Source organism: Streptomyces sp. AC558_RSS880, assembly GCF_019049255.1.
Classification (GTDB): domain Bacteria; phylum Actinomycetota; class Actinomycetes; order Streptomycetales; family Streptomycetaceae; genus Streptomyces.
In genome coordinates, this window is record NZ_JAGMUJ010000134.1 from 15,843 (window position 1) to 30,817 (window position 14,975).

Here is a 14,975-nt window from a genome sequence, read left to right on the forward strand (position 1 = left end):
CCGCACGTCACGAAGTCTGAAAGGGCGGGGACGGATGTCTCCTCGCTCGAGAGAGAAGTGGTGTGCGATGAGGTTGGTACTGCAGGAGTTTCTGTCTCTGGACGGTGTCTCCCAGGGGCCCGGTTCCCCGGACGAGGACACCAGCGACGGGTTCACCCGGGGCGGCTGGTTCGTACCGCACCTGGACGAGGCGTTCGACCGGGTGGCCGCCCTCTGGCTCGGCAAGGCGGACGCGTTCCTGTTCGGCCGCCGTACGTACGAGAACTTCGCTCGGGACTGGCCGAAGATGACCGACCACCCGAGCGCCCGCATTCTGAACGGCTCACCGAAATACGTCGCCTCCCAGAGCCTGACCAAGGCTGGGTGGGAGCCGACCACGATCCTGTCCGGCGACATCCCCGCCCAGGTCGCCGAACTGAAGCGGCAGCCCGGCCGCGAGCTCCAGATCCACGGCAGCGCCCGGCTCGGCCAGTCCCTGCTGGCCGCCGGCCTGATCGACGAACTGCGGCTCGCGATCGCCCCGGTGATCGTGGGCAGCGGACGACGCCTGTTCCCGGACGGCGGCACCCCGGCCGGCCTGCGCCTGCTGCACCATGAGACGACGCCGAGCGGAATTGCGGTGCACGTCTACGAGTCGAGGGGCCTTCCGGAGTACGGGACGTACGGGGCCGACGCGTAGCCGCCAGACCGGATCGATCGAAACGGGTCGCCGGACGCAACATCTTCCCGAGCATCCACTGACCTCTTGGAATTGATCATCCAGTCTCCGGAAGCGCCAGGGCGCAGTCAGCACAGCATCGGCCCCGTCCGGCGAGTGCCGGACGGGGCCGATCAGCTGCGTGATCGTGAAGGGCGGTCGCCTACGCGGCGAAAGGCTCCATGAGGCTTCAGCCGAACGATCGTCCTCATGGGCTACAGGTGAGGCCCGGGGACACTGTCCCCTTCACCACCACGCCTTCCACAACCACACCCGGCTCCCGATTGTTCCCCTGCCCGGGCTCCCCCTTCGTAGCCGGCCGCCGAGGCGGACAGCCTTCGGTCTCGCTCAGGCTCGCGGTGATTTCAGCAACCTCTTCACCCGGGCCGCGCTCATCGCCGGGATCGGCATCCTGCTTATTCAAACCGGTGGCGCACCATGGTGGTGGGTCGGGTCAGCTGCGGCCGTCCTCGTCCTGAAGGGTCCAGCCGTCCAGGTTCACCGCACGGCGGTGCCCGTCTTCCCTCCGCACCAGGACGCCTGCGAGGGCGGCACACATACTCCTTCCGGGTGCTCCCACGGGTGACGGCGCTATTGGTGCCCTTTCATCTTGCTTATGGAAACGTCCTGACCATGGCCGACATGTCCCATGGTGCTCACGCCCAGCCTCCGACGCGCGGACAGCGGTGGTCCGAGTTCCGGCAGTCACCGTGGTGGCCGGCCGTCGTGCTGGTGCTCATCCTGGCGGCCGCGGCCGGTCTCTTCGCCGGTTCGTACACCTATTCCATGGCCAATCCGACCCCGCACTCGATCCCCACGGCCGTGGTCGGCTCATACGAACAGGCCCGCGGGCAGGCCTTTCTGGACGGCCTGGAGAAGGCACTGAACGCGTCCGTGAAGGTACACGTGTACGGCAGTGCCGCCGGGGCCCGTCAGGCCATGGACGACCAGGAGGTCTTTGCGATCTTCGATATCCGCGACGACGGGAGAACCGCGGTCCTTGACCTGTCGGGTGCCTCCGGGGCCTCGGTCGCGGAGGTGCTGGCCGACACGGCGCCGGCCGTGGGGGAGGAAACCGGCGTCGAGGTCACCGTCCAGGACCTCAATCCGCTGCAGGAGGGCGACCCACGCGGACTGGCGATCTTCTACATCTCGCTGGCCGCCGTCATCATCGGCTTCGTCGGGGCGATCCAGCTCAGCGTGCACGCACGGTCCCTGACGCCCTTCGAACGCATCCTGTTCACCCTCGCCTACGCGCTGCTCGGCGGATTCGCCGTCGCCGCGACCGTGGACTGGCTGCTCGGCGCGCTCGACCTGCCGTTCGTGGAGTCGTGGCTGATCCTGGCGCTCACCCTGTTCGCCAGCGGCATGGTTTTCACCATGTTCAACACCCTGTTCGGACGCTGGGCGATGCTGCCGACATGGGGGCTGATGATCCTACTGGGCAACCCCTCGTCCGGCGGCGCGGTGTCCTGGCCGCTGCTGCCCTCCCCGCTGGGCGAGATCGGCAAGTGGCTGCCGCCCGGTGCCTCGGTCAACGCGCAGCACACGGCGGTGTACTTCCAGGGGCACCAGCACGCGTTCCCGTTCCTGGTGCTGGGCGGATGGGCCCTGCTGTCGTGTGCGGTCTTCTGGATCTGGCGGCACCGGCATCCCGGCGGCCGCGAGCGCCATCCGGCGCACGCCGAGTCGTAACGGCCCCGGTCACCCTGCCGTCGGCTGCACCGCGCGGCAGGCCATCTGGAGAGCGAGCTGTGGCCGGGTCCGCCCAGGCCCACACCGAGCCGGTCCCTGCCGCGGCAGGGCGGCGACGGTGTTGCGGCGCTGGCGCGCTCAGGGCCGTCCTGGGCGTGCCCGTCCCAAGGGCTGAGGCCGCCGCCAATCGTCTGCACGGCCTTCGACAGCGCACGTCCGGCCGCGTCAGCTGAGGAAGCGTGAGAGCCAGGTGCCGCCGGCCTTCTGGTCGGGCACGGCCCGGTCGTGCTCCTGGTGCCTGTGCTGGTGTGCTCGGTTTGGCGTTCGGCGGTGAGGGCTCGCTGCTTGCAGTCGTCGCACAGGTGCGGGTGGGTCCCCCGTGGAGTGTCCCACCCGGCGGGTTCGACGGCCTTCCACCGTGCGTCGGTGAACCGGGCGTGGCAGTCGGCGCACACCGGGCGGCGGGCTCCACTCGGTGGAGTGGGTGCCGGGCATCGTCGGTGCGCACCACGGCATCGGGTGCGCCGCATCGGGTCCACTCAGTGGCCGGCCTCCCGGCCGCGGTGCGGTCCGGTCTCCTGCGGGCGGTGCGCCCGCTGGTCGTCCTGGCGCACCGGCCGCGCTCCATCGGCGTCGTCCTGTTCGGCGTAGCGGTCCGCGCGGGTGCGGGAGGCGTCGGCCGCCTCGGAGAACGCGTCCTGGAGGTGGCGCAGCCGCTCGGCTGTGAGATCGAGGGCCTCCACGTCCGTGCGGGACTCCCCCAAGGCCCGCAGCGCCGTCAGGTCGATCGTCTCCCGGCGTCCGGCCTCCGGCTCCTGGTCGTCGTGCTCGGGGTCGGCCGGGGGTCGCCGCTCCGGGTCGAGGACGGCGGTTGGTGGGCGACGGCGGGCGGGGAGATCGTGCAGTGTCCACCGGGCGGTGTGGAGGCGGTGGCCGGACTCCAGTGCGGCCGCGGTGAAGCGCGTCAGTTCTCGCGGTGAAGCGCGCTATTTCTCGGCTGGGGCGGGGGCTCGGGGAAGGCGTAGCTGGAAGCACGCTCCGAGGGTCCGGGGGGTGAGGGTGAGGGTGCCTCGGTGGCGGTGGGCCAGGTCACGGGCGATGGCGAGGCCCAGGCCGGTGCCGCCGTGGTCGCGGGAGCGGGCGTCGTCGAGCCGGACGAAGCGTTCGAAGATGCGCTCGGCGTCCTCGGTGGGCACGCCCGGTCCGTCGTCGTGCACCGTGAGGACGACCCAGGCGTCCTGGTTTCGGATGGTGATCTGGATGCGGTGCGCGGCGTGGCGGACGGCGTTGTCGATGAGGTTGCGCAGCAGCCGTTCGTACTCGTCGGGGTTTCCGTGTACGTGTGCGGGGGCGGCGCTGTCGCAGGTGAGGGTCAACGGCCTTTCGTTGAGGGGGTATTGCTCGGTCAGCCGGGAGGCGAGGATTGTCAGGTCGACGGTTTCGGGGCCGGCTACGGGGGCGCGGGTGTCGAGACGGGCGAGGAGCAGCAGGTCTTCGGCGAGGGCTTGGAGGCGGCGGGTCTGTCGTGCGGCGGTGGTGGCCGCGGCGGGCCAGTCGGTGCGTTCCGGGTAGGCGAGCGCGACTTCCAGGCTGGCCAGCAGTGTGGTGAGGGGGCTGCGCAGTTCGTGGGCGGCGTCCGCGACGAAGCGGCGTTGCTGGGCGGCGGCGTTGTCGAGGCGCTGGAGGGTGGTGTTGATGGTGGTGGCCAGGGCGGTGATCTCGTGTCCCGTGGCGGGGACGGTGACGCGTTCACGGGGGTCGCTCGCGGTGACCGAGGCGGTGAGGACGCGGATGGCTTCGACCGGCCGCAGTGCGATGCGGACGGCGAAGTAGGCGACCGCGGCGATCAGCACGAGGCTGACGAGCCCGGCCCGCAGCAGCAGGCGGTCGGTGGTGTCGGTGATCGCCTCGGCTGTGTGCGGGAGCAGCACCACATAGACCCGCAGCTCGGCGTCGGCGGCGACGCCCAGAGCGGCGGCTTTCTCGCTGCTCAGTTCATCGGCGCTGATATCGGCGGACATGACCAGGTGGGTCTCGCCGGCCATATCGAATCCGTCCCTGACACTGTGGTCGCGGCGCTCCGGTATGCGGAGGGGACGAATCGTCAAGAGCGCGGATTCCATGGCCTCTGATGGGGCGGGCAGCACATGGCGGGTGCCGGGATCGAAGGCTTCCATGCCTCCGCCGTAGGCGACAGCGGAGCGCCGGCCGCTCGCGACGACCTCGTACGGCACGGCGCTCCTGCGAACGGGAACCACACCCTCGTTCAGCTGATCGACGAGAGCCCGGAGCTGCGTCTGGGCTTGGTTCTCGGCGATCTGCGTGCTCTCGCGGTAGACGTCGCGGTGTACCCACCAGCCGACGCCGACCAGGATGACGGCGGCGGTCGAGGCGGCGGCCAGGGCCGCGCGGGCTCGTACCGAACGCGGCCACCAGCGGCGTCGCGGCTCAGTCGCGTTCACGGTCGTCCACCAGCCGGTAGCCGGTACCCCGTACGGTCTGCAGGGACTGCCGGTGGAACGCGGTGTCCACCTTCTTGCGGAGGGCGCTGACGCGCGCCTCCACCAGATTGGGATCCCAGGCTCCGTCGGGCCACGCGTGATAGAGCAGATCCGCTTTGGAGACCGCCTGGCCCGCCCGGCGGGCCAGCAGCTCCAGCACGGCGAACTCCCGGGGTGTGAGTTCCACCCGGGCCCCGGCCCGGCGGCAGACCCGGCCGGCGACGTCCAACGAGAGGTCGCCCACGGCAAGGACGGGCGGGGCGATCGTGGCGGCTCGTCTGACCAGGGCCCGCAGCCGTGCGACGAGCACCATGTAGGAGAAGGGTTTGGCCAGGTAGTCATCGGCCCCCGTGTCCAGGGCCTCTGCCTGATCCCAGTCCCCGTCCTTGGCGGTGAGTACCAGGATGGGGGTCGCGTTGCCCTCCCGGCGCAGCTGGGCGCAGACCTTGTAGCCGTTGAGTCCGGGCAGCATCAAGTCCAGTACGACAACGGCGTATTCGCCGGTCCGGGCCATCCACAGTCCCTGCCGGCCGTCATGGGCGAGGTCGACGCTGTAGCCCTCGGCGGTCAGACCGGTGTGCAGGGTGTGGGCAAGGTCCACCTCGTCTTCGACCACCAGGATGCGCATGTGGTGCAGCCTCCCACAGCGCCGGCCCGCCTTCCTGATCAGCCGGTCAGGTTGGATCAGCATCCGGTCAACAAGGTCCGGGCACGCTGGCGCAACGTCTTCGCCACTGCTGAAAGGCCCTGTCGCCGATGTCCGTTGCTGAACGTGGCCCCACCGTGGCCAGGACGGTTTCCCCTCCCGTACCCACCCGTCGACAATCACCGAGCCCGGCCAAAGCCGTTGTCGTCATCGCGCCCTTGTCGCTGACCATCGCTCTGGGGCTCTGGGGTATCCGCAGGAAGAACACCATGTGGGGGGACGAGTCCGTCACCTATCAGCTCGCGCACCGCGATCTTTCGCAGATATGGCTCACCGCCCAGCACGTTGATCTGGTCCATGCCCTCTACTACACCGTGATGCATGGGATCTTCGGTCTCTTCGGCGGAGGGCTGCTGACGTTGCGGCTGCCGTCTGTGCTGGCGATGTCCGTGGCGGCGAGCGGAGTCGGGCTTCTGGGACTACGCCTGGCGGGACCCCGTGCCGGGCTGCTGGCCGGGCTGGTGTTTCCGCTCCTCCCCCAGGTCCAGAAGTACGCGCAGGAAGGCCGCTCGTATGCCATGGTCTGTGCCCTGGTCACCTGGGCCACCTATGCGCTCGTGGTCAGCGTCCCGCATCGCGCCCGGTGGCGATGGGCTGGCTATGGCTCCACCATGCTGCTGGCCTGTCTGCTCCATGAGTTCGCGGTCCTCGCCCTGGTTGCACACGGCGTCACGCTGGTCGTCTCCCGTGTTCCACGACCGGTGCTCAAGGCGTGGAGTGTGACTGCCGCGGGTGTTGTGGCCGGGCTGCTGCCGCTGGCGATCTGCAGTGCGGGGCAGTCGGGGCAGGTGTCCTGGATCGACGGACCGGTGCGGCTTCCTGGTCTCCTGGTCATGGCGGTCGTGGGCGTGGCGTGTGCCCTCGCGCCCCTGGGGGCGAGGGGACCCGTGCGGCTTTCCGTGCTGGCTGTGCCGATTGTTGTGCTACCTGGCCTTCTGCTGCTGATCGTCTCACTGGTCAAGCCCCTTTTCGTCGACCGGTATGTGCTTTACAGCAATATCGGAATCGCCTTGCTGCTGGGCGCCTGGATGGATTACTTCCACCGGCTGCAGCGGTCCTCCCGCAACGCGTGGATCGCGGCGGTCGCCGTACTGGCCGCCGTACTGGCCGCGCTCGTCCCGCCGAGCCTCTCGCTGAGGACGCCCCAGAGCCGGAGCAATGACGTCACCGCCATCGGCGCCGCCGTACGCAAGGAAGGCCGTCCCGGCGACGGGCTGCTCTATCTCTCCGGCCAGCACCGGATCTTGACCGCGGCCAGCCCCGAGGACACCCGTTTCCTGACAGATCTCGCCCTGGCGCAGGACCCCGTCTCGTCGAACACACTTGCAGGTGTCGAGCTTCCCGCCCGGGATATCGCGGCACGCATGCTGGAGTTCGACCGGATCGTCGCGGTCCGCGCGGCGGGTGCGCACTCGCCGACCGATCCGCGGGAGGAAGCGAAAACAAGCACCCTGCGGCGCTACTTCCGCGAGTACGGAACAACCCATGTCAACGGGGCGCGAGTCACCGTCTATGTCCGAGACCACGACCCGTCCCCGAAGGCCGGTGCTGGATCCGACAGCCCGGAGCGAGCGGTGGGGTGATGAGGTGACGGCGGTGTCCTCGTCACGGAAGACGTCGAGCCGGCCGACCTCGATGTAGGCCGGCGGCAGGCCGGTCGCTCCTCGAGCCGGGCCGGAGCCGCCGTCGCCGCGGCGTCGCCTACGGCCGGTGGTGTGGCGTCCGCCATCGCGCCGGCCATCGGGGCCGGCGCCGCGGCGATTTCGAGGTCCAAGCTGAGTGCCGTGGTCCTTTCCTTTCGGTGGAGGATCGGTGTCAGGCGACGGACGGGACGACGATGACCTTGCCGTGCACCGCGCCCTGGGCGGCTCGTGCGTGCAGCGTCGACAGCTCGGCCAGCGGCACCCGCTCGGCGACGTCGACGCGCAGCTCGCCGCGGTCGGTCAACGCCACCAGCCGCGCCAGCTGGTCGGCGTCGCTGCGGACGAACAGGTCGATGCCCCGCACATCGCGCTCCTCGTCGCTGGGGGCGGGCATCCACACCGTGGTGCTCACGACGACCCCGCCGGAACGGACCAGGGTGACCAGCGCGGCCAGCTCGGCCGGGTCGACCGGTGCGAGGTTGAGTGCGACGTCGACCGGTTCGGTCACCACCGCGGTCACGCTGGTGGTGGTGTGGTCGACGACTTCGTCGGCGCCGGCGGACCTGACCGCTTCGCTGCTGCGCGGACCGGCTGTGGCGATGACGTGGGCACCGGCGTTCTTGGCCAGCTGCACGGCGTAGCCGCCGACCGCGCCGCCGGCGCCGTTGATCAGCACGCGTTGCCCGGCTGTCAGCTTGCCGTGGTCGAACAGAGCCTGGTACGCGGTCAGGCCCACCAGGGGCAGCGCGGCGGCGTCTGCCAGGGGGACGCTCTTGGGTGCTGACGTCAGGACCTCGGCCGGCGCGAGAACGTACTCCGCAGCGGCTCCCGTGCCGTCCATCGGCAGGAAGCCGACGACGTCGTCGCCGACCGCGATGCCGTCCACGCCCTCGCCCAGCGCGTCGACCGTGCCGGCGACGTCGATGCCGGGGGTGTGGGGCAGCACCACCGGGATGGGGCCGCGCATGAAGCCGCCGCGGATGTTGCCGTCGACGGAGTTGAACGATGTCGCGGCGACGCGGATCCGGACCTCACCGGCACCGGGGACGGGCTGCTCCACGTCCTCGTGGCGCAGGACGTCGGGGTCGCCGTACTCGTGGAAACGTACTGCCTTCATGTCGGTTCTCACCTTCACTGCGATCCATGGTGCTTCGAATTCGAAGCAACTGTTGGCGACAGTACCCCTGCTTCGAATTCGAAGCAAGTGTGGTCGGTCATCCCCGGTGCGAACGCATCGCCGCGGCGGGTTCGACGGCGGCTTGGTCGATGCAGGTGTGCAGCCCTCCTCCGTCGCTGCGAGCCGTGGCCTGCCAGTCGGCGGGACCGGCGACGACGATCGTGGGTACGGGGTCCGCGTGCACGCCGGTCAGCCGCCTCCGCAGGACCTGCGTGAGGTCGGGCGGCTGCCGGCGGGAGCTGCTGTTGAGCGCCGGGAGCACCGGCATGCCGGAGAGGACTCCGTCCTCGAGGACGGCGAGGAACGAGTCGAACAGCTCGCTCGGGGATGCGGCGAGCACCGGGGTCGCCACCACCAGCCCGTCGGCCGCCTCCCTCAGGTCGAGGCCGGCGCGACCGTGGGAGGTGTGCTGGGCGAGGGGTGCTGGTCCTCGCGTTGCGCGAGGAAGGGGATGCTCATGACCGGTCCTCGGGACGGGTGGGCGGCGGCGCCGCCCTCTTTTCGCAACCCTGCGCCGTACCACTGCCCGATCTCCGTGTTCTGCGGCGTTCGGTCGGGCCCAGCGCTGCCCACCCGGCTCGCTCAGGGGATCACGACATGGGGCCCGTGTGGTTCGCCCGTCCGATCCACGCCCGGGAGGGCACCGGGAGACTCGCGGCGGTTGAGTCCCAGCGTCGCCCGCGGTGGCTGGAACAGCAGCACACCACACGGCACACCACACTCTTCGAATTCGAAGCAGTAGACTCCGGTCATGCCTGATTCACCGCCGTCGCTCGACCCCGTGCAGCTCGGCGCCTACTTCGACCTCATCGAGGTGACCAGCCTGCTCCGGCATGCGGTCGAGCAGCAGCTGCGCGAGAGCGGCGATCTCAGTTATGTGCAGTTCCAGCTGCTGGCCCGCCTCGGAGACTCACCGACGGGCAGCCACCGCATGACCGACCTGGCCGACGGTGTGGTCTACAGCCGCAGCGGCCTGACGTACCAGGTGGGTCTGCTCGAGAGGGAGGGCCTGGTCGTCCGTGCTCCCTCGCTGGACGACGAGCGGAGCATCACCGTCACCCTCACCGATGCCGGACGTGAGCTGCTCGCGAAGGTGCTGCCGGGGCACGTCGAGGTGGTCAGCGGCCTCCTGTTCGAACCGCTTTCGCGCGACGACGTCAAGGCTCTCGCCGGCCTGCTGGCGCCAGTGCGCGACCACATGCGCTCGACGCCGCCTCGCTCGGCCGCGCCTCGCCGCCGCAAAGGCGGAGCGTAAGGACCCGACAGGCGCCGGAGCCCCGGAGACCGTAGCGGATCGCGAGGCGGCAGGACGCCGGGCAGCCGCGGCAGCCGCCGGTGCACCCGAACGGGGGCAGGAGGCTGAGTCGTCAGGCCGGTCGGCGTGCGAATTGCGCCGGTGTCGCCCGGTACTGCTTCTTGAAAGCGCGGACGAAATGGCTGCTGTCGGTGAAGTGCCGGTGCGCGGCGATGGTGGCCGGAGACAGGCCGGCGTCGGCGAGGCGGGCATCGGCCAGGTCCTTGGCCGCTTGGGCCAGTGCCGGGGTGAAGGTGGGCTCGCGGTCGTCGAAGTGGTCGAGGACCAGCCCCTCGGCCAGTTCGATCAGGGCGTTGCGGGACGCGTGCGTGGCCGCGGGGCCCAGGTCGCTCACGGTCCGCTGGACCATGCTGGTGTGTGCCATGAGGACCTGCGCCGCGGGCGAGGCGGCCTGGCCGGCGCGTGGTTTTCCGGCGACCAGGGACCGCAGAGCGTCGCCGGGGAAGATGAAGATGCGGTTGCCGCTCCCGGGTGTGGTGTGGAAGTGGTTCTCCGTCACGACGTGGTGCATGAAGCAGGTGCCGGCCGAGACGTAGGCGTCACCGCCTCGGTCGTGCGGGTCCCGCAGGGTCGTCGCACCGCGCAGCCCGACGCACAGCCTGATGTGGTCGTGCTCGTGCGTACCGACCGCCTGGGTGTTCACGGGTGAGGAGCCCCGGAGTTCGTTGACGGCGGTGTCCTGCAGGGTCACCGAGCGCATGGTTCCCTGGAAGCCGTCGACCGTGGAAGCACTGAACTCCGGCAGGGGTACAGGTCTCCCATGCGGTCGTTCCAGGTGTCGACGAACGACTCCCACGTTCCCCGACCGGTTCCTGTGGCGTCGGCGTCGACGGTGAACGTGCCCACCTTGTCGCTCGGACCGACGAAGCGCGGTCTGCCGCTCAGGTGTCCTCCGCGCCGATGAAGGCGTCGCCGGAATCCCATCCGATGTCGCAAACGTACATGCTTTCCACGCACGGCTGTTCCTACTCTTGACTGTGCTTCAACCGTCAACGATCTACCGCCTGCGGGTGTCGCCGGCCGAGCTGCCGACCCTGCACGTCGGCGCCGCCGCGGGCGTACTGTCCAGTGGCGAAGTCGTCGTCGCGCCCGGCGACCGACTCCCATCTGACCGACCTTCGAGGAGACGACCGCGATGATTCCCGATGACGATCCGTCCCGGTCACTGACCGTGGCGAACCCGGACGACCCCAGCACGACGTACGTCTCGCTCGTGGGCAACACGTACGCCATGCTGGTCACCGGCGAGCAGACCAACGGCCGGTACTGCCTGATCGACATGCGCGTGCCCGACGGCGGCGGCCCGCCGCCGCACCGGCACGACTTCGAGGAGATGTTCACGATCCTCGAGGGCGAGATCGAGTTCACCTTCCGCGGTGAGAAGTACACGGTGGGGGCCGGGTCCACGATCAACGTCCCGGCCAACGCGCCGCACAACTTCCGCAACGTCTCGGGTGCGCCGGCCCGCATGCTGTGCATGTGCACCCCCGCCGGCCAGGACGAGTACTTCCTGCGCATCGGCGATGTCGTCGCGGGCAAGGATGCGCCGCCGCCGCAGCTGTCGGAGGACGAGCTCGCGGAGCGTCGCCGCCGTGCGGCCGAGTTGGCCTCGGCCTACCGAAGCGAGTTCCTGTAGCCCGCGGGGGCGGCACGCCCGGCCGTCGGCCGACGCTCACCGAGCCTGGGCGGCCTTCGAGAGCCCTACGTGATTCGGGACCGGGCCGGGCCCGGTCCCGCTCCGGTCACGGATGTGGCCGTGCTGAGTGGTGCGACCGTGATGAGCGGTCCGGCGGCCCACCTGCGGACAGGCCGACAGCCTCGGCGAGGTGTGATCGCACTTCTCCTGCTACTCATGCTGCTACCGCCATGTCCAAGGAGCGCGGATGGGGAGCGGTGGGATTGGCGGGCCGGCCGCGGCGCGAGCCGGTGCACTGGTGGGCAGGGAGCCGGAGCGGGCGGTGCTCGATCGTATGTTGTCAGGCGCGGCGGACGCTCCGCCCGTGGCCCACCTGCACGGTCCCGGTGGCATCGGCAAGTCCTCGCTGTCGCGCTACGCCGCGTGGCAGGCCGAGCTCAGCGGCCGCCGCGTGGTGCGCATGGCCGAGGAAGCGGAGGGCCCGGCATCGGCGGCCGCGGTCGCGCACCGGGTGTGCCTCCAGCCAGAGGCGTTCCGCGTTCACCGCTACGCGGGCTCCTCCACGCCCGTGTCGTTCATGGCCATCCCGCGGCTGGATGCACCACTGCCCGAGGACCACGCCGTGCGACACCGGGCTCGCGCCGCGGTCACGCCCGTGGCGACTTGGCCCGCAACTGCCGCCACGAGTGGCCCAGGCGGCCGGCCGCCACGCGTGGCGTTCGTGGAAGGCGTGCTCGAGGCGCTGCGCACCTGGCACACGCCCCGCGCATTCGCACCGGCGTCCTCCTGGACTCCCCTCTCCTGCCGCCTGGTTCATCCGGCCCGGCCGTGGGCCTGCGTGGCGCCATCACCACCGCCATCGACGCGATACGGACCGACCCCGCGGGCGTCAAAGCCCACGAGGCCGCCCGGACCATCGCCAAGGCCGTGACCGACCGCAAGCCCCGCACCCGCTGTACCATCGGCCGGGACGCCGCCGTACTCACCCGTCTCGCGCGCATCCCGCCCGACCGGGTCCTGGACCGGGTGATCGCCGCCGACCTCCGCCCGCGTTACGGGAGCACAGCCTCGACGTGACGAACACTCAGGGCACCGGCTCGGCCGGCGGCGGAGCCGTCCTGGGCGTTTCGTTCGGATCGGTCGGCCGTTGACCCGGCTTCACTCGATGGCTGCGCGCCTGCGGCCTCCGCACGGGAAGGGCCGATGCCGCAGAGCGGCGGCACACTGTCGTTCCCGGCTGATTACTCAGCTTGCCCGGACGCTCGCTGCGAGGTCCAGGTCGGACAGGTCGAGTACGAAGCGGTAGCGGACGTCGTTGCGCCGGAGACGGTCGAGGGCCTCGTTCACTCGCGCCGAGGGGAGGAGTTCGATGTCGGCGGTGATGCCGTGTTCGCCGCAGAAGTCCAGCATGGCGATGGTCGCGGGCGTGCCTCCGCTGCCCGCGGAGCTGAGTTTCTTGCGTCCCACGAGCAGATCGGTGGTCTCCACCGTGACGGGTCCGAGGTGCCCGAGGTGGCTGAGCGTCCCGTCCAAGGCGACCAGGCGCAGGTAGGGGCCGAGGTCGTGCGGGGCGGAGATCGTGTCGATGACGACGTCGAACCGGTTGCGGGCGCCGGCCATCTGTTCCGGGTCCGCGGAGACGATGAGACCGTGGGCGCCGAGACGGCGAGCGTCGTCGGCCTTGTCCGGTGAGCGGCTGATGACCGAGGTGTCGGCGCCGAGCGCCACGGCGATCTTGACCGCGAGGTGGCCCAGGCCGCCCAGTCCGGCCACGGCGACGCGGGTTCCCGGCCCCACGCCGAGGGCGTGCAGCGGTTCCCAGACGGTGATCCCGGCGCAGAGCAGCGGAGCGGCGGCGGCCGGATCCAGTCCGGCGGGAAGGCGATAGGCGAAGCGGTCGCGAACAACGTACTCGCGGGAGTAACCCCCCAGGGTGGTCGACCCGTCGCGCCGGTCGGTGCCGCCGTAGGTCAGGGTCGGGAAGGCATGGCAGAAGTTCTCCTGACCGGCCCGGCACATGGCGCACTCGCCGCACGAGTCGACGATGTTGCCCACCGCGACGGGGTCGCCGACGGTGAAGCGGGTGACCGCGGGGCCGGTCTCGGTCACCACGCCCGTGAACTCGTGTCCGGGCACCAGCGGCCGGCCTCCTTCGCCGTCCCGGACGTCGATGGCGTGCAGATCGGAGTGGCAGACACCGCAGTAATCCACCCGGACCGCGAGATCGTCGGGGCGCAGATCACGTCGCTCCAGCGGCGTCCGCCGCAGTGTCGACGACGAGCCCTCCACCTGCCAGCCGACGGTGCTCCTCATGACTCCTCCTCAAAGACAGACTGTTCGGTCTATTAACGTAGCGGCTCCGGCCCAGAAAGCAAACCAACTGTTCTGTCTGATAGCTTGGGGACATGGCCGATCAACCCCTGACCGCGCGTGGAGCCGCGACGTACCAACGCATCCTCGAAGTGGCGACCAAGGAGTTCGCCGAGCACGGGATCGCCGGCGCTCGCGTCGAGCGGATCGTGACTGCGGCACGCACGAACAAGGCGCAGCTCTACGCCTACTTCGGCAGCAAGGAAGGGCTCTTCGACGCCATCTTCTTCGGCTCGCTGGAGCGGATCGTGAACGTCGTCCCGATCGACGCCACCGACCTCGCGGACTGGGCCGTACGCCTCTACGACGAGTACCTTCGCCGCCCCGACCTCATCCGGCTGGCCACCTGGGCGCGCCTGGAGCGACGCCCGGCCGGCCACCTGGTGGACGATCCCGATCGCCTCGACGACCAGAAGTTGCGTGCCATCGCCAAAGCCCAGGCCGCCGGTCTGGTCCGCCAGGGAGACCCGTTCGACCTCATGGCCATGGTGATCGCCATGTCCATGGCGTGGTCACCGGTCAGCAATGTCTACGCGGCGACGGCGCAGGAGCCCCCCGAACTGCACGACCAACGTCGAACTCTGCTCCGCGAGAGCGTCCGCCGCGCCATGGCTGCCGACCACATCTAGGCGGTTTCGTCCGGGTCATCGGGCAGACCAGAGGAAGATACCGGCGATGTGAAGTCCGGCCAGGTAGATGGTCACGGTCTTTCCGTGAATACGCCTTGTCGGCCGGCACCACCTCGGGCCTGGTGCGCGGCCGTCCACGGCGCCGCGGGACGCGTAGTCGGGCCATCACCTCCGTGAAGGCGGGTGCGTCGCCGACCTGGCCGGCGGTGAGGCGGAAGCCCCAGGGCCGGCACCGGCCGGGTCGTGCTTCTCATAGCCGAGGTGGTCGGTGATCTCGCCTTCGAGAGCGGACTCCAGCACGCGTTGGGTCAGCTGCTGTGCAACAGCCCGCCCTCGCCGGTCAACTGCAGGCCACTCGCACCGGCCCGGTCGACCACCTGCCCGACCAACTGCTCGTCCAGAACATCCGTCGACAACTCGGCCGGCCCGGACAGTCCTGGTGGCGACGAATTCTGGAATGCCCTCGGTGCTCGGTTCCCGGCCGTAACCGGACTTCTCGATGCCGCCGAAGGGCAGGCGCGGGCCGGAGGCGACCATGCCGGGGCGGATATCGTCGAGAACGGTGGGCGGGTAGTGGCAGCCTGGCCGTCCGGGACCTGACCGCTG

At 70.1% G+C, this 14,975-nt stretch carries 14 protein-coding genes and 2 pseudogenes; 7 read left to right on the top strand and 9 right to left on the bottom strand.

What is annotated here, in order from left to right:
• Nucleotides 1-67 precede the first annotated feature (67 nt).
• On the top strand, nt 68-679 hold the full coding sequence (locus tag KUM38_RS32325; RefSeq protein WP_217134739.1) for a dihydrofolate reductase family protein: 612 nt from the start codon (nt 68-70) through the stop codon (nt 677-679).
• Between the two features lie 651 nt (nt 680-1,330).
• Nucleotides 1,331-2,392, top strand: a complete 1,062-nt coding sequence (locus tag KUM38_RS32330; RefSeq protein WP_217134741.1) for an ABC transporter permease — start codon at nt 1,331-1,333, stop codon at nt 2,390-2,392.
• A 539-nt stretch (nt 2,393-2,931) separates the two neighbouring features.
• On the opposite strand, the gene KUM38_RS32335 is transcribed toward KUM38_RS32330, so the two are convergent.
• From KUM38_RS32335 to KUM38_RS32345, 3 genes are all read right to left on the bottom strand, one after another.
• Nucleotides 2,932-3,156 carry a hypothetical protein gene (locus KUM38_RS32335; protein ID WP_254398092.1) on the bottom strand — a complete coding sequence of 75 codons (225 nt, stop codon included), beginning with the start codon at nt 3,154-3,156 and terminating at the stop codon, nt 2,932-2,934.
• A 222-nt stretch (nt 3,157-3,378) separates the two neighbouring features.
• On the bottom strand, nt 3,379-4,854 hold the full coding sequence (locus KUM38_RS32340) for a cell wall metabolism sensor histidine kinase WalK (RefSeq protein ID WP_217134743.1): 1,476 nt from the start codon (nt 4,852-4,854) through the stop codon (nt 3,379-3,381).
• Nucleotides 4,841-5,521, bottom strand: a complete 681-nt coding sequence (locus tag KUM38_RS32345) for a response regulator transcription factor (protein ID WP_217134744.1) — start codon at nt 5,519-5,521, stop codon at nt 4,841-4,843. The genes KUM38_RS32340 and KUM38_RS32345 overlap by 14 nt, the downstream gene beginning before the upstream one ends.
• A 128-nt stretch (nt 5,522-5,649) precedes the next feature.
• On the opposite strand from KUM38_RS32345, the gene KUM38_RS32350 reads away from it, so the two are divergent.
• Nucleotides 5,650-7,182, top strand: a complete 1,533-nt coding sequence (locus tag KUM38_RS32350) for a glycosyltransferase family 39 protein (RefSeq protein ID WP_217134746.1) — start codon at nt 5,650-5,652, stop codon at nt 7,180-7,182.
• A 232-nt stretch (nt 7,183-7,414) separates the two neighbouring features.
• Here KUM38_RS32350 and KUM38_RS32355 read toward each other — a convergent pair whose 3' ends face one another.
• Together KUM38_RS32355 and KUM38_RS43090 are read right to left on the bottom strand one after the other, a co-directional pair.
• Complete coding sequence (locus KUM38_RS32355) at nt 7,415-8,359, bottom strand: NADP-dependent oxidoreductase (RefSeq protein WP_217134748.1); 945 nt, start codon at nt 8,357-8,359, stop codon at nt 7,415-7,417.
• Nucleotides 8,360-8,456: 97 nt separating this feature from the next.
• Complete coding sequence (locus KUM38_RS43090; RefSeq protein WP_308409108.1) at nt 8,457-9,140, bottom strand: NAD(P)H-dependent oxidoreductase; 684 nt, start codon at nt 9,138-9,140, stop codon at nt 8,457-8,459.
• 30 nt (nt 9,141-9,170) lie between these two features.
• Here KUM38_RS43090 and KUM38_RS32365 point away from each other — a divergent pair, with 30 nt between their 5' ends.
• Nucleotides 9,171-9,674, top strand: a complete 504-nt coding sequence (locus KUM38_RS32365; protein WP_217134751.1) for a MarR family winged helix-turn-helix transcriptional regulator — start codon at nt 9,171-9,173, stop codon at nt 9,672-9,674.
• 112 nt (nt 9,675-9,786) lie between these two features.
• Here the strand turns inward: KUM38_RS32365 and KUM38_RS32370 are convergent, their stop codons facing one another.
• A complete protein-coding gene (locus tag KUM38_RS32370; protein ID WP_254398094.1) occupies nt 9,787-10,425 on the bottom strand; it encodes a hypothetical protein in 639 nt (212 codons plus the stop codon).
• Between the two features lie 444 nt (nt 10,426-10,869).
• On the opposite strand from KUM38_RS32370, the gene KUM38_RS32375 reads away from it, so the two are divergent.
• Both KUM38_RS32375 and KUM38_RS32380 read left to right on the top strand, forming a co-directional pair.
• Nucleotides 10,870-11,370 carry a cupin domain-containing protein gene (locus tag KUM38_RS32375; RefSeq protein WP_217134753.1) on the top strand — a complete coding sequence of 167 codons (501 nt, stop codon included), beginning with the start codon at nt 10,870-10,872 and terminating at the stop codon, nt 11,368-11,370.
• 828 nt (nt 11,371-12,198) lie between these two features.
• Nucleotides 12,199-12,447 carry a hypothetical protein gene (locus KUM38_RS32380; RefSeq protein ID WP_217134755.1) on the top strand — a complete coding sequence of 83 codons (249 nt, stop codon included), beginning with the start codon at nt 12,199-12,201 and terminating at the stop codon, nt 12,445-12,447.
• Between the two features lie 168 nt (nt 12,448-12,615).
• Here the strand turns inward: KUM38_RS32380 and KUM38_RS32385 are convergent, their stop codons facing one another.
• Nucleotides 12,616-13,683, bottom strand: a complete 1,068-nt coding sequence (locus KUM38_RS32385) for an NAD(P)-dependent alcohol dehydrogenase (RefSeq protein WP_217134757.1) — start codon at nt 13,681-13,683, stop codon at nt 12,616-12,618.
• A 92-nt stretch (nt 13,684-13,775) separates the two neighbouring features.
• Between KUM38_RS32385 and KUM38_RS32390 the strand changes: the two genes are divergently transcribed.
• Nucleotides 13,776-14,369, top strand: coding sequence for a TetR family transcriptional regulator (locus KUM38_RS32390; protein ID WP_217134758.1), 594 nt, complete (start codon nt 13,776-13,778; stop codon nt 14,367-14,369).
• Between the two features lie 213 nt (nt 14,370-14,582).
• On the opposite strand, the pseudogene KUM38_RS32400 reads toward KUM38_RS32390, so the two are convergent.
• A pseudogene (locus KUM38_RS32400) lies at nt 14,583-14,803 on the bottom strand (IS256 family transposase); the annotation flags it as partial.
• Nucleotides 14,799-14,909: pseudogene (locus KUM38_RS43810) on the bottom strand (aldehyde dehydrogenase); the annotation flags it as partial. The pseudogenes KUM38_RS43810 and KUM38_RS32400, both read right to left, overlap by 5 nt.
• Between the last annotated feature and the right edge of the window lie 66 nt (nt 14,910-14,975).

Excerpts from the sequence above, each read along its gene's own strand:
- KUM38_RS32345 (WP_217134744.1), bottom strand. The coding sequence starts at position 5,521 with ATGCGCATCCTGGTGGTCGAAGACGAGGTGGACCTTGCCCACACCCTG.
- KUM38_RS32330 (WP_217134741.1), top strand. The coding sequence starts at position 1,331 with ATGGCCGACATGTCCCATGGTGCTCACGCCCAGCCTCCGACGCGCGGA.
- KUM38_RS32385 (WP_217134757.1), bottom strand. The coding sequence starts at position 13,683 with ATGAGGAGCACCGTCGGCTGGCAGGTGGAGGGCTCGTCGTCGACACTG.
- KUM38_RS32325 (WP_217134739.1), top strand. The coding sequence starts at position 68 with ATGAGGTTGGTACTGCAGGAGTTTCTGTCTCTGGACGGTGTCTCCCAG.
- KUM38_RS32350 (WP_217134746.1), top strand. The coding sequence starts at position 5,650 with ATGTCCGTTGCTGAACGTGGCCCCACCGTGGCCAGGACGGTTTCCCCT.
- KUM38_RS32375 (WP_217134753.1), top strand. The coding sequence starts at position 10,870 with ATGATTCCCGATGACGATCCGTCCCGGTCACTGACCGTGGCGAACCCG.
- KUM38_RS32365 (WP_217134751.1), top strand. The coding sequence starts at position 9,171 with ATGCCTGATTCACCGCCGTCGCTCGACCCCGTGCAGCTCGGCGCCTAC.
- KUM38_RS32355 (WP_217134748.1), bottom strand. The coding sequence starts at position 8,359 with ATGAAGGCAGTACGTTTCCACGAGTACGGCGACCCCGACGTCCTGCGC.
- KUM38_RS32390 (WP_217134758.1), top strand. The coding sequence starts at position 13,776 with ATGGCCGATCAACCCCTGACCGCGCGTGGAGCCGCGACGTACCAACGC.